The following is a 23118-nucleotide window of genomic DNA, read 5'->3' on the forward strand; positions in this document are numbered from 1 at the left end:
GGTCCTGATTTCCGCCGGTGCGTTTCGGCCTTTCGGCTTCTGCGCGGTTCCAACCTTACCAGATCCGTTCGGCGTTTCCGCTTTCCGTATCCGGCTCCCTGCTGGAGCGGGATGGCCGTCCGGCTTTCGCTTTCCGGCCTTTCCGACTCTATCAGATCCGATTTCCGGTCCGTTTTCGGGCCGAATTCGTTTCCGATTTCCGTCGGAGGGGGTTTGCCTTTCGGCTGATCCGACGTTATCAGATTGCTCTGGGTCGGAATTCCGTCCCGGTCGGGGCGGACTCCGGACGCGCAGGCGTACCGGGTTCCCCTTCAGGCGGAGCCGTAAACGTACTGGAGCGGGGCGCCCGGACGCAAATCCGGTTGCCCCGCTCCCCGTACCTGTGCAGGCGGCCCCGTCAGGGGTCAGACCTCGACGACCACCGGGAGGATCATCGGGCGCCGGCGGAAGTTGTCGGAGACCCACTTGCCGATGGCCCGGCGGACGAGCTGCTGGAGCTGGTGCGGCTCCGCGACACCGTCCTGGGCGGCCTTGGCGAGGATCTCGTCGATCTTGGGCATGACGGCGGCGAAGTCCGCGTCGTCGATGCCCGAGCCGCGGGCCTGGATGTGCGGGCCGCCGACGATCTTGCCGGTGCTGGAGTCCACGACCAGGAACACCGAGATGATGCCCTCGTCGCCGAGGATGCGGCGGTCCTTCAGGGAGGACTCGGTGACGTCGCCGACCGAGAGGCCGTCGACGTACACGTACCCCGCCTGGACCTTGCCGACGATCTTGGCGACGCCGTCGACCAGGTCGACGGCCACGCCGTCCTCGGCGATGACGATACGGTCCTTGGGGACGCCGGTCAGCGCGCCGAGTTCGGCGTTGGCGCGCAGGTGGCGCCATTCGCCGTGCACCGGCATCAGGTTCTTCGGCTTGCAGATGTTGTAGAAGTACAGCAGCTCGCCGGCCGAGGCGTGGCCCGAGACGTGCACCTTGGCGTTGCCCTTGTGGACGACGTTGGCGCCCCAGCGGGTCAGGCCGTTGATGACGCGGTAGACCGCGTTCTCGTTGCCGGGGATCAGCGACGACGCGAGGATCACCGTGTCGCCCGGGACGATGCGGATCTGGTGGTCGCGGTTGGCCATCCGGGACAGGGCCGCCATCGGCTCGCCCTGGGAACCCGTACAGACCAGCACGACCTCGTCGTCCGGCAGGTCGTCCAGGGCCTTGACATCGACGACCAGCCCGGCCGGGACCTTCAGGTAGCCCAGTTCACGGGCGATGCCCATGTTGCGGACCATCGAGCGGCCCACGAAGGCGACCCGGCGGCCGTACTCGTGCGCCGCGTCCAGGATCTGCTGGATGCGGTGCACGTGGCTGGCGAAGCTGGCCACGATGATGCGCTTCTGGGCGCCCGCGAAGACCTGGCGCAGCACGTTGGAGATGTCGCGCTCGGGCGGGACGAAGCCCGGGACCTCGGCGTTCGTGGAGTCGGACAGCAGGAGGTCGATGCCCTCCTCGCCCAGCTTGGCGAACTTCGGGAGGTCGGTCAGGCGGCGGTCCAGCGGGAGCTGGTCCATCTTGAAGTCGCCGGTGTGCACGACCATGCCCGCGGGGGTACGGATGGCGACCGCGAGGGCGTCCGGGATGGAGTGGTTGACCGCGACGAATTCGCAGTCGAACGGGCCGATGGCCTCCGTGTCGCCTTCCGCGACCTCCAGCGTGTACGGCCGGATGCGGTGCTCCTGGAGCTTGGCCTCGATGAGGGCGAGGGTCAGCTTGGAGCCGATCAGCGGAATGTCCGGCTTCTCGCGCAGCAGGTAGGGGACACCACCGATGTGGTCCTCGTGGCCGTGCGTGAGCACGATGCCGTCGATGTCGTCGAGGCGGTCCCTGATGGACGAGAAGTCCGGCAGGATCAGGTCGATTCCGGGCTGCTCCTCCTCCGGGAAAAGCACTCCGCAGTCGACGATCAGCAACCGGCCTCCGTATTCGAAGACCGTCATGTTGCGGCCGATCTCACCCAGGCCACCGAGGGGGGTGACGCGCAGGCCGCCCTTGGGAAGCTTCGGCGGCGCGCCGAGCTCAGGATGCGGATGACTCAAAAGACTCTCCTCACCACACACGCCACGTCGCCGTGAGGCACACGTGGCGCGCATGACATTCGTGCACTTGCGGTTTGGCGGTTGTTTTCCGTATTCAGTTGTGAAGTCTGTGGCTACAGCTGTACCCCGCCGGCGGCGAGATCGCGCCTGAGCTGTTCGGTCTCCTCCGCGGACAGTTCCACCAGCGGCAGGCGCAGCGGCCCGGCGGGCAGGCCCTGGAGGCCGAGCGCGGCCTTGGTCGTGATGACGCCCTGGGTGCGGAACATGCCGGTGAAGACGGGCAGCAGCTTCTGGTGGATCTCGGTGGCCTTGGTGACGTCACCGTGCAGGTGGGCGTCGAGCAGGGCGCGCAGCTCGGGCGTGACCACGTGGCCGACGACCGAGACGAAGCCGACGGCGCCGACGGACAGCAGCGGGAGGTTGAGCATGTCGTCGCCGCTGTACCACGCGAGGTTGGAGCGGGCGATGGCCCAGCTGGCGCGGCCGAGGTCGCCCTTGGCGTCCTTGTTCGCGACGATCCGCGGGTGCTCGGCGAGGCGCACCATGGTCTCGGTGTTGATCGGCACACCGCTGCGGCCGGGGATGTCGTAGAGCATGACCGGCAGGTCGGTGGCGTCCGCGATGGCGGTGAAATGCCGGAAGAGACCTTCCTGCGGGGGCTTGCTGTAGTACGGCGTCACGGCGAGCAGGCCGTGGGCGCCGGCGTCGCGCGCGGCGCGGGCCAGCTGCAGGCTGTGGTCGGTGTCGTTGGTGCCGGCTCCGGCGACGACGAAGGCCCGGTCTCCGACCGCATCCACCACGGCCCGTACCAGCTGGGCTTTCTCCGCATCGCTGGTGGTCGGGGACTCACCGGTGGTGCCGTTGACGATGAGACCGTCGTTGCCGGAGTCCACCAGGTGCGCGGCGAGCTGCTGCGCACCGTCGAGGTCGAGAGCGCCATCCGCCGTGAACGGCGTGACCATGGCGGTCAGCACCCGCCCGAAGGGGGTCTGCGGTGTGGAAGTCGGAGCCATGGGCACCACGCTACTCGTAGCTCACCTCGGGTCGCGCCCCTGGGGAGCCGGGATGTGGACTCCGGCACTGCCTGCTCGGGGGTTCAAGCAGTGCCGGGTCCGTTTCTTCAGCGTAGATGAACTTCTCAAAATGCCGCAATACGGACACTTGGCACGTCTGTGCGGTCCGGTACGGCCCCGGAGGGCGGCGGCCGGGCCGCACACCGGTCCGGCGGGTCGCCGCCGGGCACGTGCCCTTACGGGGCGATACGGCCGTTGGCGTTGAACGCGGCGTGGGTGAGCGGCATCAGTCCGGCCCAGTGCGCCTCCATCTGCTCGCCGACCATCTCGATCTCGCGCTGCGGGAAGGACGGCACGGCCGCGAGCTCGTGCTGCGTACGCAGGCCGAGGAAGTGCATCAGCGAACGGGCGTTGCAGGTCGCATACATGGACGAGAACAGGCCGACCGGCAGGACCGAGCGGGCCACCTCGCGGGCGACGCCGGCGGCCAGCATCTCCTGGTACGCCTCGTACGCCTGCCGGTAGGAGTCCTCCATGGCCTTGGTGGCCAGCGCGTGCTGCTCAGGGGTGCCCTCGACGAACTCGTACTTGCCGGGGCGGCCCTGCTGGACGAGCTTGCGGGACTCACCGGGCACGTAGAAGACCGGCTCCAGCTGACGGTAGCGGCCGGACTCCTCGTTGTAGGACCAGCCGACGCGGTGCCGCATGAACTCGCGGAAGACGAAGATCGGCGCGCTGATGAAGAAGGTCATCGAGTTGTGCTCGAAGGGGCTGCCGTGCCGGTCCCGCATCAGGTAGTTGATCAGGCCCTTGGAGCGCTCCGGGTCCTTCTGCAGCTCCTCCAGTGACTGCTCGCCGGCGGTGGAGACACGGGCCGCCCACAGCACGTCACTGTCCGCGGCGCTGTGCTTGACCAGCTCGACCGTCACTTCACTGCGGAAGCTGGGGGCTGTGCCTTCGGAGCTTTCGACGCTCTCGGCGGGGGTAGGGGACACCGACGGTTCCTTCCGTTCATTCCACGTGGCGGTCCCCAGCCTACGGCCCGCCACCGACAGTCCCGGAAATACGGCGGGATACCGCGTACCGTACGAAAACGGACGCTGTCGCGCCCAGCTCGTCCCGTGCTTGATTTTTTTCACAGAACTTGCGGAAAACGGGCACCAAACGGACGCGGCAGTCGTCTAACCCTGTGACAGTGCCCACTTCGAGGTTCCAAGGAGAGCCCGCTCATGTTCCGCCGGCGAGAGCCCGTGCCGTTCGCCTTCGTCGCCGAGGCCGACCGGTTCCGCAGCAATGTCGCGCCCCCGCCCCGAGAACGCGTCAGCCGTGCCCAGCTCGCGGGCCGGTCCCTGATCGGCCTGACGGTCGTCGGCGGACTCGCCGGCGCCCTGCTGCTCGGCGTCCCCGCGCTCCAGCAGGAGACCGGCGGTGTCGGCACGCACCATTCCGAGGCGGCGCACGGCCGCTGATCCGGCCGGGCGGTCCGCGCGCGATGGCCGCGCGTGCCGCCCGGCACGAAGTGGTTCCGGCACGTAAGTCTCGATAACCTCACCGGTCACAGCCTTCGTCTGCGTGCCTGGAGTGAGGATCCGCCGTGCCCCTGACCTTCCTGACGGCCGACCGCGATCTCGATGACCAGGCCGTCGAAGCCCCGCTGCCCCATGCCGGGCCCGACCGCTGGCGCCGTCCCTACCGTCCGGGCCCCGGACGCGTGGGGGCGGCCGCCGTGCTTCTGCTGCTCGCCTCGTTCGTCCTGCTGTCCGCGGTGATCATCGTGGCCGCGGGCGCGCTGCCCGCCGCCGCCGTCTGCGCCGGTGTCGCGGTGCTGATCATCGCGCTCGCGCTGCGCCACCTGCGGGTGGGGATGTGGGTGAGCACCCACGGCCTGCGGCAGGTGGAGCTGCTGCGGACGACGACGCTGCGCTGGAGCGAGGTCGCCGCCGTCCGTACGTCCCAGCGGCCGGTGCGCTGGCTGGGCCTGCCGCGGACGGTGCAGGGCCAGGCGCTGGTCGTCGAGCGGCAGGGCGGCGCCACGCTGCGCACCCTCGTCACGGACCACAACGGGGACTTCCTGGCGCGCCCCGAGGCGTTCGAGCGGGCCGCGGACGTGCTGGAGGCGTGGGCGGCGGAGTACCGCCCGTAGACACCGCCGGGGCCGGCTCCTGGCGGAACCGGCCCCGGATGAGCGATGGCGCCCGTACGGAGAGATCCCGTACCGGCTCGCACAAGGACGCCTCAGGCCCGTACGGGCTTGCCGTCGTGCAGGGCGATGGCCCGTTGCATCGCCTTACGGGCCCGCGGGGTGTCCCGCGCGTCGTGGTAGGCGACCGCCAGCCGGAACCAGGTGCGCCAGTCCTCCGGCGCCCGCTCGGTCTCGGCGCGCCGCCGGTCGAAGACCTCGTCGGCGGAGTCCCGGTCGATGCGGCCGCCCGGAGTGCGCTTCAGCTCGTCGACCGGCAGCCCGCCCTCGGCCTCCAGCTCGCGCGCCAGGCGGCCGGCCTTGCGGGCGAACTGGGTGGTGTGCCAGAGGAACCACAGTCCGATGAACGGCAGGATCAGGACGGCGACGCCGAACGCGACGGTCAGCGCGGTGCCCTGCTCGATGAGCAGGACGCCGCGGCTGCCGACGAGGACGAAGTAGACGACCAGGACAGCCGCGAGGACGCAGTAGGTGATCTTTGCTCGCACGGTCGGTCTGCCCGTCAGTCCAGGTCGAGGAAGTTCTCCAGGCCCATGGTCAGGCCGGGAGTGGCCACCACGCGGCGCGCACCGAGCAGGATGCCCGGCATGAAGCTGCTGTGGTGGAGCGAGTCGTGGCGGATGGTGAGGGTCTCCCCCACCCCGCCGAGCAGCACCTCCTGGTGAGCCAGGAGGCCGCGCAGCCGTACGGAGTGGACGGGGATGCCGTCCACGTCCGCGCCGCGGGCGCCGTCCAGCGCGCTGCTGGTGGCGTCCGGCTGCGGCGGGCAGTCCGCGGCCGCGCGGGCCTCGGCGATCAGCTTGGCCGTGCGGGCCGCGGTGCCCGAGGGGGCGTCGGCCTTGTTCGGGTGGTGCAGCTCGATGACCTCGGCCGACTCGAAGAACCTGGCCGCCTGCTGCGCGAACCGCATGGTCAGTACGGCACCGATGGAGAAGTTCGGGGCGATGAGCACGCCCGTGCGGGGCGACGCGTCGAGCCAGCCGCGCAGCCTCGTGAGGCGTTCGTCGGTCCAGCCGGTGGTACCGACGACGCCGTGGATGCCGTTGCGGACACAGAACTCCAGATTGTCCATGACCGCGTCGGGGTGGGTCAGCTCGACCGCCACCTGCGCCCCGGCCTCGGTCAGGGTCTCCAGCTTGTCGCCCCGGCCGAGGGCCGCGACCAGTTCCATGTCCTCGGCGGCCTCGACGGCCCGTACGGCCTCGGAGCCGATGCGGCCCTTGGCGCCGAGTACGGCCACGCGCAGCTTGCTCATCGTTTCCCGCTCTCTCTTTCCCAGTACCCCTGGTACGCCTGATACGAAAGGTCAGGCGACCGCGTCGTGCAGCCGGTCCGCCTGCCGGTCCTTCAGCGGGCCGATGACGGACAGCGACGGGCGCCGTCCCAGTACATCGCGGGCGAGCTCCCGTACCTCGTCCGGGGTGACCGCCGCTATCCGGGCCAGCATGTCGTCGACCGACATCTGGGCGCCCCAGCACAGCTCGCTCTTGCCGATGCGGTTCATCAGCGCGCCGGTGTCCTCCAGGCCGAGCACCGTCGAACCGCGCAGCTGCCCGATCGCGCGGCGGATCTCGTCGTCCGTCAGGCCTTCGGCCGCGACCTGGTCGAGCTGGTCGCGGCAGATCTTCAGGACGTCGTCGACCTGGTTCGGGCGGCAGCCCGCGTACACGCCGAACAGACCGCAGTCGGCGTATCCGGAGGTGTAGGAGTACACGCTGTAGGCCAGGCCGCGCTTCTCCCGTACCTCCTGGAAGAGGCGGGAGCTCATGCCACCGCCGAGGGCGGTGTTCAGGACGCCCATGGCCCAGCGGCGGTCGTCGGTCCGGGCCAGGCCCGGCACGCCGAGGATCACGTGGGCCTGCTCGGCCTTGCGGTTGAGCAGTTCCACGCGGCCCGCCGTACGGATGGTGCGGGAGCCGTCGCGCGGGGCCATCGGGGCGGCGTCCGTACGGTCGAGGGCACCGGCCTTCTCGAAGGCGGCGCGGACCATCCGGACGACCTTGGCGTGGTCGACGTTGCCGGCGGCGGCGACGACCAGGCGGGTCGGGTCGTAGTGCTTCTTGTAGAAGCGGCGGATGCGCTCGGGGGTGAGGGCGTTGACCGTGTCGACGGAGCCGAGGACCGGGCGGCCGAGGGGGGTGTCGCCGAGCATGGTATGCGCGAACAGGTCGTGCACGCAGTCACCCGGGTCGTCCTCGGTCATCGCGATCTCTTCGAGGATCACGCCGCGCTCGGCGTCGACGTCGGCGGGCTCGATGAGCGAGCCGGTCAGCATGTCGCAGACCACGTCGATGGCGAGCGGCAGGTCGGTGTCCAGCACCCGCGCGTAATAGCAGGTGTACTCCTTCGCCGTGAAGGCGTTCATCTCGCCGCCGACCTCGTCGATCGCGGCGGAGATGTCCAGCGCGCTGCGCTTCCTGGTGCCCTTGAAGAGCAGGTGCTCCAGGTAGTGGGTGGCGCCGTTCAGCGAGGGGGTCTCGTCGCGGGAGCCGACGTTGGCCCAGATGCCGAAGGTGACGGAGCGTACGGAGGGCAGGGTCTCGGTGACCACGCGCAGGCCGCCGGGCAGGACCGTCTTGCGGACCGTGCCGGCGCCGCCCGTGCCCTTGAGAAGCGTTTGGGTACGGGCGACGGCCCGCCCCTCCGAAGAGGTGCGGGCCGTCGTCCGTGAGCTACGGGACGTCACTTGGCGGCGTCGTCCTTCGCCTCGTCGTCTTCACCCTCGATGACCGGGGCCAGCGACAGCTTGCCGCGCTGGTCGATCTCGGCGATCTCGACCTGGACCTTGGCGCCCACGGCGAGCACGTCCTCGACGTTCTCCACGCGCTTGCCGCCGGCCAGCTTGCGGATCTGCGAGATGTGCAGCAGGCCGTCCTTGCCCGGGAGCAGGGAGACGAACGCACCGAAGGTGGTGGTCTTGACGACCGTGCCCAGGTAGCGCTCGCCGACCTCCGGCATGGTCGGGTTGGCGATGCCGTTGATCGTGGCGCGGGCGGCCTCGGCGGCCGGGCCGTCGGCGGCACCGATGTAGATGGTGCCGTCGTCCTCGATCGTGATGTCGGCGCCGGTGTCCTCCTGGATCTGGTTGATCATCTTGCCCTTGGGGCCGATGACCTCACCGATCTTGTCCACCGGGATCTTGACGGTGATGATGCGCGGCGCGTTCGGGGACATCTCGTCCGGAACGTCGATCGCCTCGTTCATCACGTCCAGGATGTGCAGACGGGCGTCGCGGGCCTGCTTGAGGGCCGCGGCCAGCACGGACGCCGGGATGCCGTCCAGCTTGGTGTCCAGCTGCAGGGCGGTGACGAACTGCTTCGTACCGGCGACCTTGAAGTCCATGTCGCCGAACGCGTCCTCCGCACCGAGGATGTCGGTGAGGGCGACGTAATGCGTCTTGCCGTCGATCTCCTCGGAGATCAGACCCATGGCGATACCGGCGACCGGGGCCTTGAGCGGCACACCGGCGTTCAGCAGCGACATCGTCGAGGCGCAGACCGAGCCCATCGAGGTCGAGCCGTTGGAGCCGAGCGCCTCGGAGACCTGGCGGATGGCGTACGGGAACTCCTCGCGCGTCGGCAGCACCGGCACGATGGCACGCTCGGCGAGCGCGCCGTGGCCGATCTCGCGGCGCTTGGGGGAGCCCACGCGGCCGGTCTCGCCGACCGAGTACGGCGGGAAGTTGTAGTTGTGCATGTAGCGCTTGCGGGTCACCGGGGAGAGGGTGTCCAGCTGCTGCTCCATGCGGAGCATGTTCAGGGTGGTGACGCCCAGGATCTGGGTCTCGCCACGCTCGAACAGGGCCGAGCCGTGTACGCGCGGGATGGCCTCGACCTCGGCGGCGAGCGTACGGATGTCCGTGACGCCACGGCCGTCGATGCGGACCTTGTCCTTGATGACGCGCTCACGCACGAGGGACTTGGTCAGCGCGCGGTAGGCGGCGGAGATCTCCTTCTCGCGGCCCTCGAACTGCGGCAGCAGCTTCTCTGCGGCCACGGCCTTGACGCGGTCCAGCTCGGCCTCGCGGTCCTGCTTGCCCGCGATGGTCAGCGCCTGCGCCAGCTCGTCCTTGACGGCGGCGGTCAGCGCCTCCAGGACGTCGTCCTGGAAGTCGAGGAAGACCGGGAACTCGCCGACCGGCTTCGCGGCCTTGGCGGCCAGGTCCGACTGGGCCTTGCACAGCACCTTGATGAAGGGCTTGGCGGCCTCCAGACCGGCGGCGACGACCTCCTCGGTGGGGGCCTCGGCACCGTCCTTGACCAGCTGGATGGTCTTCTCGGTGGCCTCGGCCTCGACCATCATGATCGCGACGTCGCCGTCCGGCAGGACGCGGCCGGCCACGACCATGTCGAAGACCGCGTTCTCCAGCTCGGTGTGGGTCGGGAAGGCGACCCACTGGCCGTCGATCAGGGCGACACGGGTGCCGCCGATCGGGCCGGAGAAGGGCAGGCCGGCCAGCTGCGTGGAGCAGGAGGCGGCGTTGATCGCGACCACGTCGTAGAGGTGGTCGGGGTTGAGCGCCATGATCGTCTCGACGATCTGGATCTCGTTGCGCAGGCCCTTCTTGAAGGAGGGGCGCAGCGGCCGGTCGATCAGGCGGCAGGTGAGGATCGCGTCCTCGGAGGGCCGGCCCTCACGGCGGAAGAAGGAGCCGGGGATCTTCCCGGCGGCGTACATCCGCTCCTCGACGTCCACGGTCAGCGGGAAGAAGTCCAGCTGGTCCTTGGGGTTCTTCGAAGCGGTGGTGGCCGACAGCACCATGGTGTCGTCGTCCAGGTACGCGACGGCGGAGCCGGCGGCCTGCTTGGCCAGGCGGCCCGTCTCGAAGCGGATGGTGCGGGTGCCGAAGGAGCCGTTGTCGATGACGGCCTCGGCGTAGTGGGTCTCGTTCTCCACCAGGGATATCTCCTCGTCTGCGTCCACCGCCCGTGTGGCGGCGGACCTTCGTCGGTGGAGCGCCGGGGTTGCGGGCCGGTCTTCGATCGAAGCACCCGGATACGGGGTCGCGCGGTGCGTTCCGCGCGCCTTCCGGGGGCCACTACCGAGGACCGGCGGCTGAAAGGCGCTCCACCTCTTCGTTATGGCGTTATGGGACCAGACTACAAAGCTCCGGTCCACCAGGCAGGGGACCGGACGTCCGGTGCGTACGGCAAAGGGAGCGGCCCCCGGGTGTGGGAACCGCTCCCTTCACGTCGTCCTACTTGGCGCCCGCCGCGCCGCGGCGGATGCCCAGGCGCTCGACCAGCGCACGGAAGCGCGTGATGTCCTTCTTCGCCAGGTACTGCAGCAGGCGACGGCGCTGGCCGACGAGCAGCAGCAGACCACGGCGGGAGTGGTGGTCGTGCTTGTGGACCTTGAGGTGCTCGGTCAGGTCAGAGATGCGGCGGGACAGCATCGCGACCTGGACCTCGGGGGAGCCGGTGTCGCCCTCCTTGGTGGCGAACTCGGCCATGATCTGCTTCTTCGTAGCGGCGTCGAGCGACACGCGTACTCCTCAGGGTGTTCTGGGCCTCCGAGCGCCCCTGGATCGTCTTCACAGGGAATCTTCATTTACTCGGCCTAGGCCATCACACAGAGTACCAGCTGCGCACCGGCCCCCTGACCGGGCGGTCAGAGGGCCGTGCGTACGGGCGCCCCCGGTAAGAGGCAGGTCACCCGTACGAGGGGCTTCTCGTGGCTCCTAGGAGGAGCCGGTCAGGCCGCGCACGGTGCCGTACACGTCCAGCACCGCCAGGCACAGCGGCACCAGCGACAGCAGGACGACGCCGTCGAAGATGTCGAAGACGCGGCCCCAGAAGGGAGTGACGCCCTTGCGCGGGACGACCAGGCCCACACCGACCAGGATGGCGGCGCCGGCCGCGATGCTGCTGGAGAACCAGACCGTACGGATGTTGAGCGGGCCGGAGTCCCCGAAGCGCACGAGGTCGGAGAGGATGTCGAGCGGCGGGTGCAGCGCGATGCCCAGGATGAGCAGCACGATCGTCAGGATGCCGGCGATCGTCAGGCAGGCGACCTGCGCGGTGTAGTCGAAGAGCCGGGCCCGCAGCATGATCGTGATGCCCGCGGCCAGCGCCAGCAGCTGCGCCCAGCTGTTGTCGGAGAAGCCGAGGACGACGCCGGCGGCGCCGACGACCAGCGCGGAGCAGCCCGCGACCAGGCCGAGCAGCAGCTCGTGGCCGCGCTTGGCCTGGTTGCCGATCTTGACGAAGTCGACGGACTCGGTCGACGCGGCCTGGTCGCCGTCGTTGTGCGGACCGGCGGCGATCTGGTCGGGCGACTTGTAGCCGATGGGCAGCCGGGCGAAGCGCGCGGACAGGCCGGGCAGCCAGGCGACCACGGCGATGGCGACGACGGCGGTGACCGCGGCGACCTCGCGCGGCTCGGCCTCGGTGAGGATGGAGGCGAAGACCGCGAGGGTGCCGATGGTGGCCAGGAAGGCGGCGGCCACGAAGGGCGCGTCGCCGCGCGGCAGCAGGACCACCAGGAGTACGGACGCGATCAGTACGGTCACGCAGCCGACCAGGAACTGCAGGCGCCCCGGCCCCTCGCCGTCGGCCACCGGCATGATCCCGGAGCCGGCGAGCAGCAGGTGCGGCAGCGACGCCAGGCCCAGCGCGATGGACGAGGCGTGGTCGTCGTAGACCCGGGCCCGTACGCCGGACAGGGCGACCAGGACGATGCCGGTGACGCCGGCGATGATGCCGGGTAGGCGGTGCATGTCGCGGTCGGCCGGGTTCGAGAACCACAGGGCGAACGCCATCATGACGAGCAGCAGCACGCCGGCGGTGAGGCCGACGATGTTCATCAGGTCGTCGCTCCACCGGTTGCGGTTGCGCTTGACCGCGGAGGCGACGGCGTCCGAGACGTCGTCGAAGACCGGCAGCGGCAGCGACTCGGCGAACGGCCGCAGCAGGAGCAGGTCGCCGTCGAGGATGCGCTGCTGGGCGAGGGACTGCCCGGCGTCCAGGACGGTGCCGTCACGGCGCACCAGGTGGTATCCGGTGGGGGCGCCCTCCGCCTGGGACTGGCCGGAGAGTCGCAGGATCTCCGGATAAATATCGACGAGTGCGACATCCTCCGGCAGTGCCACGTCGATCCGTGCGTCCGGCGCGGCGACTGTGACCCGGCAGAAGCCGGTGCCTGTAGTCGTGCTCACCTGGCGGTTCCCCCTATCCGTTGGGCAGTTTGTCGCGTGCGTGCCTTATATATAGGGGCGCCGCCACCGTGCCTTATATAAGGGACGTCGTTACGGGGCCTTGGGCGCGCTCGCGAGGCGTCAGCGTACCCCCCAATTAGGCCGCCGCCCCACCCGCCCCAGCACTTGACTGTTAACAGTAGGATCAACGCCTGCGTCGGGCCATGGACTTGGTCCGGGGGACCGTCGAACCAACGGGGGCGGTCCGAGACTGCGAGATGCATGAAGGACTGATGCCTCGGTGAGCGTTGTCATCGTCAAGCGCCCGCCCCGCGCGCTTCCACCTGATATCCCCGGTGAGGAGTTGACGCTCGAAGCTCCGCCGGAGCTGCCTCGCGAGGGCGAGGACAACATGCTGATGAACCTCATGCCGATGATGGGCATGGCAGGTTCGGCGGGTTTCCTGTTCATGGGCACCCAGCCGTTCATGAAGATCATGGGCGGCGTGATGGTGGTTTCCACCCTCGCGATGGCTATTGTCCAGATCGTCAAGGCCCGCCAAGGGCCTTCCGGGCAAATGCTCCAGGAGCGCCAGGATTACCTCAAATACCTGGCGCAGAAGCGAAAGGAAGTGCGGCGCACCGCGCGCAAACAGCGCGACGCGCAGCTATTCATCCACCCCGATCCGGGCCAATTGTGGTCGATCGTCGCCGAAGGCAAACGGGTGTGGGAACGCCGGGCGTCCGACCCCGACTTCGCACAGGTGCGTATGGGACTGGGGCCGCAGCAGCTGGCCACTCCCCTGAAGGCACCGGAGACCGCACCGGTCGACGAACTGGAACCGCTCACCGCACACGCGATGAAGGAGTTCCTCGACAAACACGGGCATCTGGACTCGCTGCCGCTCGCGGTCTCGCTGCGCGCCTTCTACCACCTGACGGTCTCCGGCGACCCGGACACCGTGTACGGGTCCGCGCGCGCCATCCTCGCGCAGCTGTGCACCCTGCACTCGCCGGAGGACCTGGTCGTCGCCGTGGTGGCCGCGCCGGGCGCGCAGGCCGAGTGGGAGTGGACCAAGTGGCTGCCCCACGTACAGGACAAGACCACCGACGGCGCCGGCACCCGCCGGCTGGTCGTCGGCGACCTCGGTGAGATCGAGGAGCTGCTCGCCGAGGAGCTGGAGGGCCGCGGCCGCTTCAACCCGCAGGGCACCCCGGTCACCGACACCCCGCACGTGGTGATCGTGCTGGACGCCGGCGAAGTGCCGATGGACTCGGTGATCGCCGGGGCCGAGGGCCTGCAGGGCGTGACGATCCTGGAGGTCGTACCGGGCGACCTGGACGAGATCCGGGGCGGCCTGGCCGTCCAGGTGTGGCCGGGCAAGCTGGTGCTGGAGTCGGCGGGCGGCGCGGTCTACAACGGCGTCGTGGACACCCTGTCGGTCTCCGAGGCGGAGTCGCTGGCCCGCCAGCTCGCACCGCTGCGGGCCGGTTCGGGCGCCGACGGCGAGGAGCCGCTGCTGTCCAACCTGGACTTCACGGATCTGATGAACATCGGCGACGCCGGTTCGGTGGACGTCTCGCGCACCTGGCGCCCGCGCACGCTGCACGAGCGGCTGCGGGTACCGATCGGTGTCGACAAGGACGGCCAGCCCGTCATGCTCGACATCAAGGAGGCCTCGCAGGAGGGCATGGGCCCGCACGGCCTGTGCGTCGGCGCGACCGGTTCCGGCAAGTCCGAGGTGCTGCGCACGCTGGTGCTCGCCCTCGCGGTCACCCACTCCTCGGAGACGCTGAACTTCATCCTCGCGGACTTCAAGGGTGGCGCCACCTTCACCGGCATGTCCGACATGCCGCACGTCGCCGCGGTCATCACCAACCTGGCCGACGACGTCAGCCTGATCGACCGCATGCGCGACTCGATCACCGGTGAACTGCAGCGCCGCCAGGAGCTGCTGCGCTCGGCGGGCAACTACGCCAACATCACCGACTACGAGAAGGCACGTGCCGCCGGCGCCCCGCTGGACCCGCTGCCCTCGCTGGTGATGGTGCTCGACGAGTTCTCCGAGCTGCTGACCGCCAAGCCGGACTTCATCGACATGTTCATCCAGATCGGCCGGATCGGCCGTTCGATGGGTGTGCACATGCTGCTCGCCTCGCAGCGCCTCGAAGAGGGCAAGCTGCGCGGCCTGGACACGTTCCTGTCCTACCGGCTGGGTCTGCGGACCTTCTCCGCCGCCGAGTCGCGTACGGCGATCGGTGTGCCGGACGCGTACCACCTGCCCAACGTGCCGGGTTCCGGCATCCTGAAGTACGACACCGAGACGATGGTGCAGTTCAAGGCCGCGTACGTGTCGGGCCCGTACCGCGGTCCCGGGGCCGGCGGTGGCGGCGGTGGCGGCCGTACGAACCGGATGCCGGTGCCGTTCACGGCGTCGCCGGTGCTGGCGCCGATCGTCGAGGAGATCATCGCCGAGGAGCCGTCGCTCACCCAGCAGCAGGACGACGCGCTGGCCGACACGGTCCTGGACGTCATCGTCCAGCGGATGCAGGGCCAGGGCCCGCCGGCGCACCAGGTGTGGCTGCCGCCGCTGGACGAGTCGCCCACCGTCAACCAGCTGCTCCCGGCGCTCGCCGTCACGCCCGAGCGGGGCGTGCACGCCCCGGAGTACACGGCGCTCGGCAAGCTGGTCGTGCCGGTCGCGCTCGTGGACAAGCCGTTCGAGCAGCGGCGTGACGTGATGTACCTGGACTTCTCCGCGGGCGCCGGTCACGGCTTGGTCGTCGGTGGTCCGCAGTCCGGCAAGTCGACGCTGATCCGTTCCGCCATGGCGGGCTTCGCGCTCACCCACACCCCGTCCGAGGTGCAGTTCTACTGCCTCGACTTCGGTGGCGGCGGCATGCTGGCCATGGAGGGACTGCCGCACGTCGGCGGTGTCGCCTCCCGGCTGGACGCGGAGAAGGTCCGCCGTACGGTCGCCGAGGTCGTCGGCATCCTCAACGAGCGCGAGGAGTTCTTCCGCGCCAACTCCATCGACTCCATGGGCACCTACCGCCAGCGGCGCGCCGCCGGCTCGTTCCCGGACCAGAAGTGGGGCGATGTCTTCCTCGTCATCGACGGCTGGGGCACCTTCAAGACCGACTACGAACAGCTCGACCCGGTCATACTGGACATCGCCAGCCGCGGTCTGGGCTTCGGCATCCACCTGATCCTCGGCGCCTCCCGCTACACCGAGGTACGCCCCGCGCTGCGCGACCAGCTCCTGAACCGCGTCGAGCTGCGGCTCGGCGACCCGATGGAGTCGGAGTTCGACCGCAAGCGCGCGGAGAACGTGCCGATGGGCCGCCCCGGCCGCGGTCTGTCCCCGGAGAAGCTGGACTACCTGGCGGCGCTGCCCCGTATCGACGGCGTCCAGGAGGCGGAGAGCCTCAGCGACGGCATGGCGCACCTGGTGGCCACCGTCAAGGAGCACTGGCAGGGCGAGCCCGCCCCGAAGGTGCGGATGCTGCCGACGCTGCTCCCGGCGAGCGACCTGCCCAAGGGCAGCGACTACCCGGAGCACGGCATCGCGATCGGTGTCGACGAGACCACGCTGTCGCCGGCGTTCATCGACTTCGAGACCGACCCGCTGCTGGTCATCTACGGCGAGAGCGAGTCCGGCAAGTCCTCGCTGCTGCGCCTGATCGCCAAGCAGATCGCGGAGCGCTACCCGTCGGACAAGGCGCTCATGGTGGTCTCCGACTACCGGCGCGCGCTGCTCGGCGAGATCCCCGAGAGCCACATGTACAAGTACTGTGCCGCGGGACCGCAGCTCCAGGAGGTCATCACCGGACTGGCCGGTTCGCTGGGCCGCCGTATGCCGGGCCCGGACGTCACGCCGGAGCAGCTGCGCAACCGCAGCTGGTACGACCTGCCGGACGCGTTCGTGATCGTGGACGACTACGACCTGGTGGCGACCAGCAGCGGCAACCCGCTGCAGCCGCTGCTGGAGTACCTGCCGTTCGCCCGTGACCTGGGCCTGCGCCTGATCCTGGCGCGCAGCTCCTCGGGGGCCGGACGGTCCTCCTTCGAGCCCGTGATGCAGCGGACGAAGGAACTCGGCGCCCAGGGCCTGATCCTGTCGGGCGACCCGGGCGAGGGCCCGCTGATGGGCAACATCAAGGCGACCAGCCTGACGCCGGGACGTGCGCACTTCATCACGCGCAAGCGCGGTGCGCAGCTGGTGCAGACGGGGTGGCTGCCGGCGCACAGCGGCTGACGGGTCCGTACGGATTCGTACGGCGCCTCTCCGGTGCCGTACGGACGGACGCCGCACGGGCAGCCGCCGTACGGGCAGGCGGAAGGCGGTGGGGCGCTTCTCCTTCGGGAGGGGCGCCCCACCGCCATTTCGGAGGGAGTTACGGGTGAGGGGCCGGGCCTCAGCCGAAGGCGCCGTGGCGGCGGACGTTCGGGGACGGGGACCTGGTGTCCTCGTCGTCCTTGCCCTTGGCGCCCTGGGCGTTCTTGTCCTTGTCCCCCTTGTCGTTCTTGTTCTCGGTGCCGGGCTGGTCCTCGGTGGCGGACGGCTTCTCGGCGGCGGCCTTCTCGGGGCCTGGGCCTGGGGTCGCCTTCTCCGGGCCCGGGGCCGTCGCGCCGGTGGAGGGCGCGGCGCCGGCCTTCCTGGCCGGTGCCATGGGCGTCTCCCCGGAGGCGTCCCCCGCGGCCGCGGCCTCTCCCGTACGCACGCCCCTGGCCACGCCCGCGCCGCCCCGTGCGTTCTTCGTGTCGGTGGCCCGCGGCGGTCCGAAGGGGTCGGGTCCCTGAGGCGCGCTGGAAGTCTCCCACCGCTCGGTCAGCGGGGGCCGCTGTCCCTGGCCGCCCTTGCCGCCCTTGCCCCGGAAGACGCCGCCCAGCGACGTCGCGAGCTGGCCCAGGGCCATGAAGCCGTACGCGGTCTGCGTACCGGACGACTGCGAGCCGTCATTCTGGGAGGCGGCCGGTGCGGAGTCGTGCGCGCCGGAACCCGCGCCCGCGTGCGCCCCCTTGTCCTGGGAGGCGTCCTGGAAGGCGGCGTTCTCCAGGTCGGCGGCGGCGAGTTCGAACGCCGGCAGCGTCTCGTCGACGGACCGCTTGAGCTGATGCCACTCCGCCGCGAACGCCTCGCCCGCGGGGCCGTGCCAGTTGGCGGCCGCCGCCTTGCCCACGTGCCGGTCCAGGTCCCGTACCAGGCCGTCCAGATGCCGGCCCATGTCCCGCCAGCCGGCCGCCGCCTCGTGCAGGGCGTGGGGGTTGCGCTGCTCGGTCACTGGACACCCCGGATCGTCTTGACGAGTTCTTCCTCGGCCGCGTCCGTCGTCACGGCCGTCTCCCTGATGCCGCCGGCGACCTCCGCCAGCCGCTCCCGCAGCTGTTCCAGGGCGCGCTCGGCCTGTTCGTACACCTCCAGGTACGGCCGGGCCGCCTCGCGCGAGCCGAACCCGTCGCGCAGCGCCTCGGCGTCACTGCGCCGTCTGAAAGCGGTCAGCTGACGGCCCAGGTCGTCCGCGGATATCTCGAACTTGGTACCGAGCTTGTGCAGCTCCTCGGTACTGATCCGGACCTCGTCTGACATCTTTTCTCCCCGTTCTCCCCGAATTGATTGGCGCAGCTCGAATGACGCGCTCGAAAGCACCGACGGCATGACGGACAAGACCCCAGGTCTAGCACACCCGGATAGCGGCCGACTGCCGCGTCCGAAGCGGCGGGACGGCATCGCGGAGCGGGAAAAGGGACCAATATCCCGCAATGCCAACAACCCTCCTTGACGAGCGGTTCCGATCCGTCATTAGACTCATGACGCCGGTGCAGCACACGCGGTTGCTGTACCACCGAGTTCACCGGGGGCAGAAGACATGAGCGGTATGAGCGGCATGGGCAATGAGCGGCAGATCCAGGACGAGGATCTGATGGACGTCGCCCAGGATCCCGAGCAGGCGCACCGGCTGCGCAAGGCCCTGCAGACACTGGCCACCAACCCCAAGGTCGGCGGAAAGCTCCAGGAGATGGCCCAGGAGGTGCTCTCCGGGCGGATCGGCATGAAGGACGCCATCCAGTCCGAGGAGTACATGGGCGCCATCGGCGACCGTATGAACGAGATGCGGCGGGCGGCGGAGAACCAGACGCAGGCCGAGCGGGAGGCCTCCCGCGAGCAGTTCGCGAAGTGGCAGAAGGAGCAGGAGGAGCAGGAGGACCGGGAGCGCGCCGAGCGCGACGGCCCCTCGGGCGCCCTGGTGACGGGGCCGCGGCGGGGCGGCGGCACGGGCCACCGGCACTGATTCTGCGGGGTGCGGCTCGGTACGGGCCTTCTCCGGCGCCTACGGGGCCGCGGGATGTCGGTGCCTCCGGTGCCGTCGCCGTAACGGCCGACGCCTTCGACACCGTCGCCGTGACCGCCGGCATCCTTCGGTGCCGCAAACTCCTCGGTTCCGAAACGCGGCGTGAGACCTGATGGGTATCCGACGCGTCTCGGGACCTGAATCGACACCATATTTTCCCGCTTGTCCGCTCTTTCCGGCCGACGCTTGATCGCATTCGCCGGTACGTGATCGTTTCTGGATGGTGCCTGCCGGCCCCTGAGGTGATCTCGACCGGCATTGCTCTCGTGCGCGATCGCGTGCCGGAGAAGCGCACGCGGGAGAGAGCGGAGCAAAATGCCACATATTCGGGTGCTCGGTAAGGGCGCGCGGATCACGGCGGGCACCTTGTGCCTGCTTTTCCTCCTGTACACCCTGTACTGGCTGGGCCATGATCTTGTGACGCTCGGCCCGGGCGTCATGTGGGATGTGTGGACGGGCGGCGCGTCTCCCGTTTCCGGCGGTTCCGGTGGCGCTTCCGGTCCCGGCGGCGCTCCGGCGGCCGCCTATCCGGTCACGACTCCGTACGAGGTCGGCCTGGCCCTGCTCCAAGGCGCCGCCGTGGGGGCCGCGTTCGCCGGTCGGCGGACGGCCGGCGGCCTGCTCGCGGTGGCGACGGCGCTGACGCTCTCCCTGCGGGTGCAGGCCGTCGTCAGCACCGGCAGCCACACCTCGACCAACCGCTGGTTCCTCGGCGCGGGCGACATCGACGACTCCACCCTCATGGCGGTCTTCCTCTCCGCGGGCCTGCTGGTGCCGCTGACCCTCGTCGCGGCCGTCGTGCTGCCGGCCGGCATCCGTGCCTGGCCGCGGCCCGGCGCGGCGCCCGGTCTGCCTCCGGTGCGCCCCGCCGGACCGGCCGGCCCCGTGACCGCGATCGTGCTGGGCGCGCTCACGCTCCTGTGGGTGATCTGGATCTGCTACGCGCTGGTGCAGTCCCTCGGCAGCGGGTACGGAGCGCCGCTGGACGTTCTGTTCACCGGGCGCGGCGTGCTGACGGCCATGCTGGGCATGGCACCCGGCTGGGCTTGGCTCACCTTCCTGCCGCTGTGCGCGGCCGGCGCGCTGCTGGCCGCCACCCGCCGGGTCTCCGCCCGTGGCTTCGCCCTCGGACCGGCGCTGGTCCTGCTGCCGGTCGCCTTCCTGGCCCTGTGCGGCTCGCTCCGTACCGGAACGCTCTTCGAGCTGGGCGACGCCGCGCCGGGCGGCGCGCTGCTGGGCCGGGTGCAGATGCTGGTGGAACTGGTGGGTTCGGTGGTGGTTCTGGTGCTGATGGGGCGGCGCGGGGTGCCGGTCCAGTCGGCGGTGCCCGGGATGACCGGGCCGGGTATGCCGGGGGCGCCGGGGTTCGCGGTTCCTGGTGCGCCGGGGCACTACGCGCCGGGGCCCGTGGGCGCACCCGCGTACGGGCCTGTCAGAGGGCTGGCGCCGGGCGTTCCGGGGCCCGGTGGATATCACGGGCCTCCGGGGCATCAGGTGCCTCCAGGGCCTCCGGGATATCCGGCGCCGGGCGGGTTCCAGGCGCACGGTGGACACCCGGGTCCGGGCCCCGGTGGTACCCCGGTGCCCGGCGGGCATCCGCCGCCGCAGGGCGGTTTCGGCCCGCCACCCGCGGGCTGACCTGGGCCTCGACGGGCAGCGGCGCCGGTGTCAGTGGCGGATCGTAGGATCGGCCCGGAGTCGAAGAACGTCGAGGAACGCAGCACGGGAATCGAGGAACGGAGCAGGAGTTCGGGCAGCGCGGGAGTGCGGGCAGGCGGCGCTCACCGCGCGGGCATCGGGAACAGCACGGTCAGCACGGCAGGTCGGCCGGCACGCACACGCGGCGATCCGCGACGGTGGAGGGCGAAGGACTCATGGGGGACGAGGAATTCATGCACGCCTCGGACGAGGAGCACGGCAGTACGGGGGGTTACACGCCGCACCCGTACATCGGCGGCCGTACCGCCGTCCTGCGTGCGCTGGCCGCATGGCGTATGCAGTGGCCCGGCGCGCCCCGGGTCGTCGTGGTCACCGGGAGCCCCGGCAGCGGGCGTTCGCACCTGGTGGCCGGCTTCCTCATGCTGTGCGACCCGGAGCATCGCAAGCGCCTGCCGCTGGACGACCTGGATCCGACGACCGTACCGCCCGACCTGCCCGCGCCCGCCGTGCCGGCCCCTCAGGGCCGCACCGCCGACCAGGTCCTGTGGACCATCGCCGGCCACTTCGGTCTCAAAGCCACCCGCCGCGCTGACATCGTCCCCGAACTCGCCGCTGCCGCCGCCCCGGTGACGGTCGTCGTCCCGGACGTCGACCGGGCCGGTCCGGTGCGGGCCGCCGACGAACCCGCCCGCCTCGTGCGGGACGTGCTCAAGCCGCTCGCCGAGACCGGCACGGTCCAGCTCCTCGCCGACGTGCCGCGCGCACTGGCCGCCGAGGTCATCGCGTCACTGCCGTCCGGCCACGGGCAGATCATCGACCTCGACGAGCCGCGCTGGGCCGACCCCGAGGGGCTGGTCCGCCAGGTGGAGACGTCGCTCGACCCGGGGGCCGGTGCGCCGGCGCTGCCGTACACCGAAGACGCCGGGGCGCGCCGGGCGCTCGCCGAGGCCGTCGCGGAGCGCGCCGACGGCAGCCGGCTGACCGCGCAGCTCGCGGTGCGGTGCGTCCTCATGCGGCCGGAAGGCTTCGACCCGGCCGACCCGACGCACCTGCCGGGCAGCGTGGACGAGGCGCTCGACCTGCACGCACGGCGGCTGGGTGCCGATCCGCAGACGCTGCGCCTGATGCTGGCACCGCTGGCGCTCGCCGAAGGGGACGGGCTGCCTCTCGGGCTGTGGGGACCGCTGGCGTCCGCCGTCGCCGGGCGCGACACGACCGGGGAGATCGCGGACGGGATGCTGCTGGCGGGGCCGTTCGTGGAACCGGTTGCTGAGCCGGGGGCCGGGGAGGCACCGGGTTCGGGGGGTGGTTCGGGTTCGGGTCCTGGTGCGGGCCCGGTGCCGGCTGCCGATGCGGCTTCGACCTCGGCTTCGACCCCGGCCTCGGCCTCCGAAGACACCGGTGGCACCGGTAGCACCGGTGCCGCCGCCCGTAAGCTGCTGCGCCTGGTACACCCCGGTGTCGCGGACGCGGTACGTGCCGGGCTGGCCGACCCGCGCGACGCGCAGACCCGCATCGCCATGGCGCTCCTGGAGGCCGTACCGCAGCAGGACTGGTCCCGCGCCGACCCGTACGTACGCGACCGCCTCGCCGCGCACACACTGGCCGCCGGCCTGCTTCCGCAACTGCTCACCGACCCGGGCCTGTTCGCGCACGCCGACCCGGTGTCGCTGCGTACGGCGATCGAGGCCGTGCCGTACGAGTCCCTGGGCGCTCCCGCCCGTACGTACCTGCGGACGGCCCCGCTGCTCATCCGGACCCAGGCGTCCGTCGCCATGCGTGCGGCGCTCCTGGAGACGGCCTTCGTGGAGGACGGCCTCGGACCGTACGCGGACGCGGTGCACGCGCTCGGCCTCGGCCTGCCGTGGCGCACGCTGTGGAGCGTGCCGCTGCCCGGCGTCACCGGCGTGACGGTCGGCAGCCTGCCGCAGGCCCCGGCCGCCGGGGACGCGGACGCGGCCGGTGCGGACCAGGGCGGTGCGGGTACGTCAGGCGCCGCCGCGCTGCCGGTCGCCGCTTTCGTCGTTCCCGAAGGCACCCCAGGATCCCGTACGGTCCCCGCCGGGGCCGGGACCGGGACCGAGGGGGCGGGCGGTTCCGCCGTGCTCGTGCACCAGCTGCTGGGCCCCGGGCTCGTGGACGCCGATCCGGCGCAGGTCCTGCGCCCCACGGAGGACGTGCGGGCAGCGACGCCGCTCACGCTGAGCCGGGGCACGGACTGCGTCCGGGTGTGGGACCGGCAGCGCGAGGAGGTGGTGGCCGCCCTGGTCAGCGACATCCCCTTCACGGACGCCGACCTCTCGCCCGAGGGTGTCCTGGTCGTCGCCACGGAGCGCGGCGTCAAGGCGCTGCAGCTCCCGCTGCCCGCGCCCGTACCGGCTCCCGACGTCGCGGATGGCACGTCGGCCACCGCCGCGTCCGGTACCGCCGTCACGGACGCCACACCGGCCCCCGCCTCGTCCGGCACCGCCATACCGAAATGATGCACCAGCTCCCGGGACAGCAGCAGCCGCCGCGACCGCACCGGCTGCCGGTTCCGTCGCCCGGCAGCGTGCCGCGGGCCGAGCCGTACGGGACGTGACGCTCGGCAAGCTGGCGGGCCATGTCCGCATCGGTACGGCCGGCGCCTGCCTGATCAGCGTGCAGTGCACGGCACCGGAGGAGAACC

At 70.7% G+C, this 23118-nt stretch carries 17 protein-coding genes; 6 read left to right on the forward strand and 11 right to left on the reverse strand.

Annotated elements, in window-relative coordinates; all coding sequences use genetic code 11:
- Positions 1–404: 404 nt before the first annotated feature.
- The 3 genes from ACZ4Z1_RS38910 to thyX form a co-directional block, all read right to left on the reverse strand.
- Positions 405–2090 carry a ribonuclease J gene (locus tag ACZ4Z1_RS38910; RefSeq protein WP_468491421.1) on the reverse strand — a complete coding sequence of 562 codons (1686 nt, stop codon included), beginning with the start codon at positions 2088–2090 and terminating at the stop codon, positions 405–407.
- Positions 2091–2203: 113 nt separating this feature from the next.
- Entirely contained in the window at positions 2204–3103 is a 900-nt protein-coding gene (gene dapA, locus ACZ4Z1_RS38915) for a 4-hydroxy-tetrahydrodipicolinate synthase (RefSeq protein ID WP_468491422.1), read from the reverse strand.
- Between the two features lie 236 nt (positions 3104–3339).
- Positions 3340–4098 (reverse strand): FAD-dependent thymidylate synthase, encoded by a 759-nt coding sequence (thyX, locus tag ACZ4Z1_RS38920; protein WP_468491423.1) that lies wholly within the window; start codon positions 4096–4098, stop codon positions 3340–3342.
- A gap of 234 nt (positions 4099–4332) precedes the next feature.
- Between thyX and ACZ4Z1_RS38925 the strand changes: the two genes are divergently transcribed.
- Positions 4333–4572 carry a hypothetical protein gene (locus ACZ4Z1_RS38925; RefSeq protein ID WP_468491424.1) on the forward strand — a complete coding sequence of 80 codons (240 nt, stop codon included), beginning with the start codon at positions 4333–4335 and terminating at the stop codon, positions 4570–4572.
- 125 nt (positions 4573–4697) lie between these two features.
- On the forward strand, positions 4698–5246 hold the full coding sequence (locus ACZ4Z1_RS38930) for a hypothetical protein (RefSeq protein WP_468491425.1): 549 nt from the start codon (positions 4698–4700) through the stop codon (positions 5244–5246).
- Between the two features lie 92 nt (positions 5247–5338).
- Here the strand turns inward: ACZ4Z1_RS38930 and ACZ4Z1_RS38935 are convergent, their stop codons facing one another.
- The 6 genes from ACZ4Z1_RS38935 to eccD all read right to left on the reverse strand — a co-directional run bounded on the left by ACZ4Z1_RS38935 (position 5339) and on the right by eccD (position 12459).
- A complete protein-coding gene (locus ACZ4Z1_RS38935; protein WP_003982659.1) occupies positions 5339–5791 on the reverse strand; it encodes a tetratricopeptide repeat protein in 453 nt (150 codons plus the stop codon).
- 14 nt (positions 5792–5805) lie between these two features.
- Positions 5806–6558, reverse strand: coding sequence for a 4-hydroxy-tetrahydrodipicolinate reductase (gene dapB, locus ACZ4Z1_RS38940; protein ID WP_468491426.1), 753 nt, complete (start codon positions 6556–6558; stop codon positions 5806–5808).
- Positions 6559–6609: 51 nt separating this feature from the next.
- A complete protein-coding gene (locus tag ACZ4Z1_RS38945; RefSeq protein WP_468491427.1) occupies positions 6610–7989 on the reverse strand; it encodes a M16 family metallopeptidase in 1380 nt (459 codons plus the stop codon).
- A complete protein-coding gene (locus ACZ4Z1_RS38950; protein WP_468491428.1) occupies positions 7986–10199 on the reverse strand; it encodes a polyribonucleotide nucleotidyltransferase in 2214 nt (737 codons plus the stop codon). Before ACZ4Z1_RS38950 ends, ACZ4Z1_RS38945 begins: the two co-directional genes overlap by 4 nt.
- A 301-nt stretch (positions 10200–10500) precedes the next feature.
- A complete protein-coding gene (gene rpsO / locus ACZ4Z1_RS38955; protein ID WP_003982664.1) occupies positions 10501–10788 on the reverse strand; it encodes a 30S ribosomal protein S15 in 288 nt (95 codons plus the stop codon).
- 195 nt (positions 10789–10983) lie between these two features.
- Positions 10984–12459 carry a type VII secretion integral membrane protein EccD gene (gene eccD, locus ACZ4Z1_RS38960; RefSeq protein WP_468491429.1) on the reverse strand — a complete coding sequence of 492 codons (1476 nt, stop codon included), beginning with the start codon at positions 12457–12459 and terminating at the stop codon, positions 10984–10986.
- Between the two features lie 280 nt (positions 12460–12739).
- Between eccD and eccCa the strand changes: the two genes are divergently transcribed.
- Positions 12740–16696 carry a type VII secretion protein EccCa gene (gene eccCa, locus ACZ4Z1_RS38965; RefSeq protein WP_468491430.1) on the forward strand — a complete coding sequence of 1319 codons (3957 nt, stop codon included), beginning with the start codon at positions 12740–12742 and terminating at the stop codon, positions 16694–16696.
- A 160-nt stretch (positions 16697–16856) separates the two neighbouring features.
- On the opposite strand, the gene ACZ4Z1_RS38970 is transcribed toward eccCa, so the two are convergent.
- Both ACZ4Z1_RS38970 and ACZ4Z1_RS38975 read right to left on the reverse strand, forming a co-directional pair.
- Positions 16857–17723: a WXG100 family type VII secretion target gene (locus ACZ4Z1_RS38970; RefSeq protein WP_468491431.1), complete on the reverse strand. Its 867-nt coding sequence runs from the start codon at positions 17721–17723 to the stop codon at positions 16857–16859.
- Positions 17720–18028, reverse strand: a complete 309-nt coding sequence (locus ACZ4Z1_RS38975) for a hypothetical protein (RefSeq protein ID WP_468491432.1) — start codon at positions 18026–18028, stop codon at positions 17720–17722. The genes ACZ4Z1_RS38970 and ACZ4Z1_RS38975 overlap by 4 nt, the downstream gene beginning before the upstream one ends.
- 280 nt (positions 18029–18308) lie before the next feature.
- On the opposite strand from ACZ4Z1_RS38975, the gene ACZ4Z1_RS38980 reads away from it, so the two are divergent.
- From ACZ4Z1_RS38980 to ACZ4Z1_RS38990, 3 genes are all read left to right on the forward strand, one after another.
- Positions 18309–18731 carry a hypothetical protein gene (locus ACZ4Z1_RS38980; RefSeq protein ID WP_468491433.1) on the forward strand — a complete coding sequence of 141 codons (423 nt, stop codon included), beginning with the start codon at positions 18309–18311 and terminating at the stop codon, positions 18729–18731.
- A 375-nt stretch (positions 18732–19106) separates the two neighbouring features.
- Positions 19107–20429, forward strand: coding sequence for a hypothetical protein (locus ACZ4Z1_RS38985; protein WP_468491434.1), 1323 nt, complete (start codon positions 19107–19109; stop codon positions 20427–20429).
- Positions 20430–20665: 236 nt separating this feature from the next.
- Positions 20666–22933: an ATP-binding protein gene (locus ACZ4Z1_RS38990; RefSeq protein WP_468491435.1), complete on the forward strand. Its 2268-nt coding sequence runs from the start codon at positions 20666–20668 to the stop codon at positions 22931–22933.
- Positions 22934–23118: the final 185 nt, after the last annotated feature.

This window comes from Streptomyces sp. NPDC030165 (assembly GCF_055573595.1).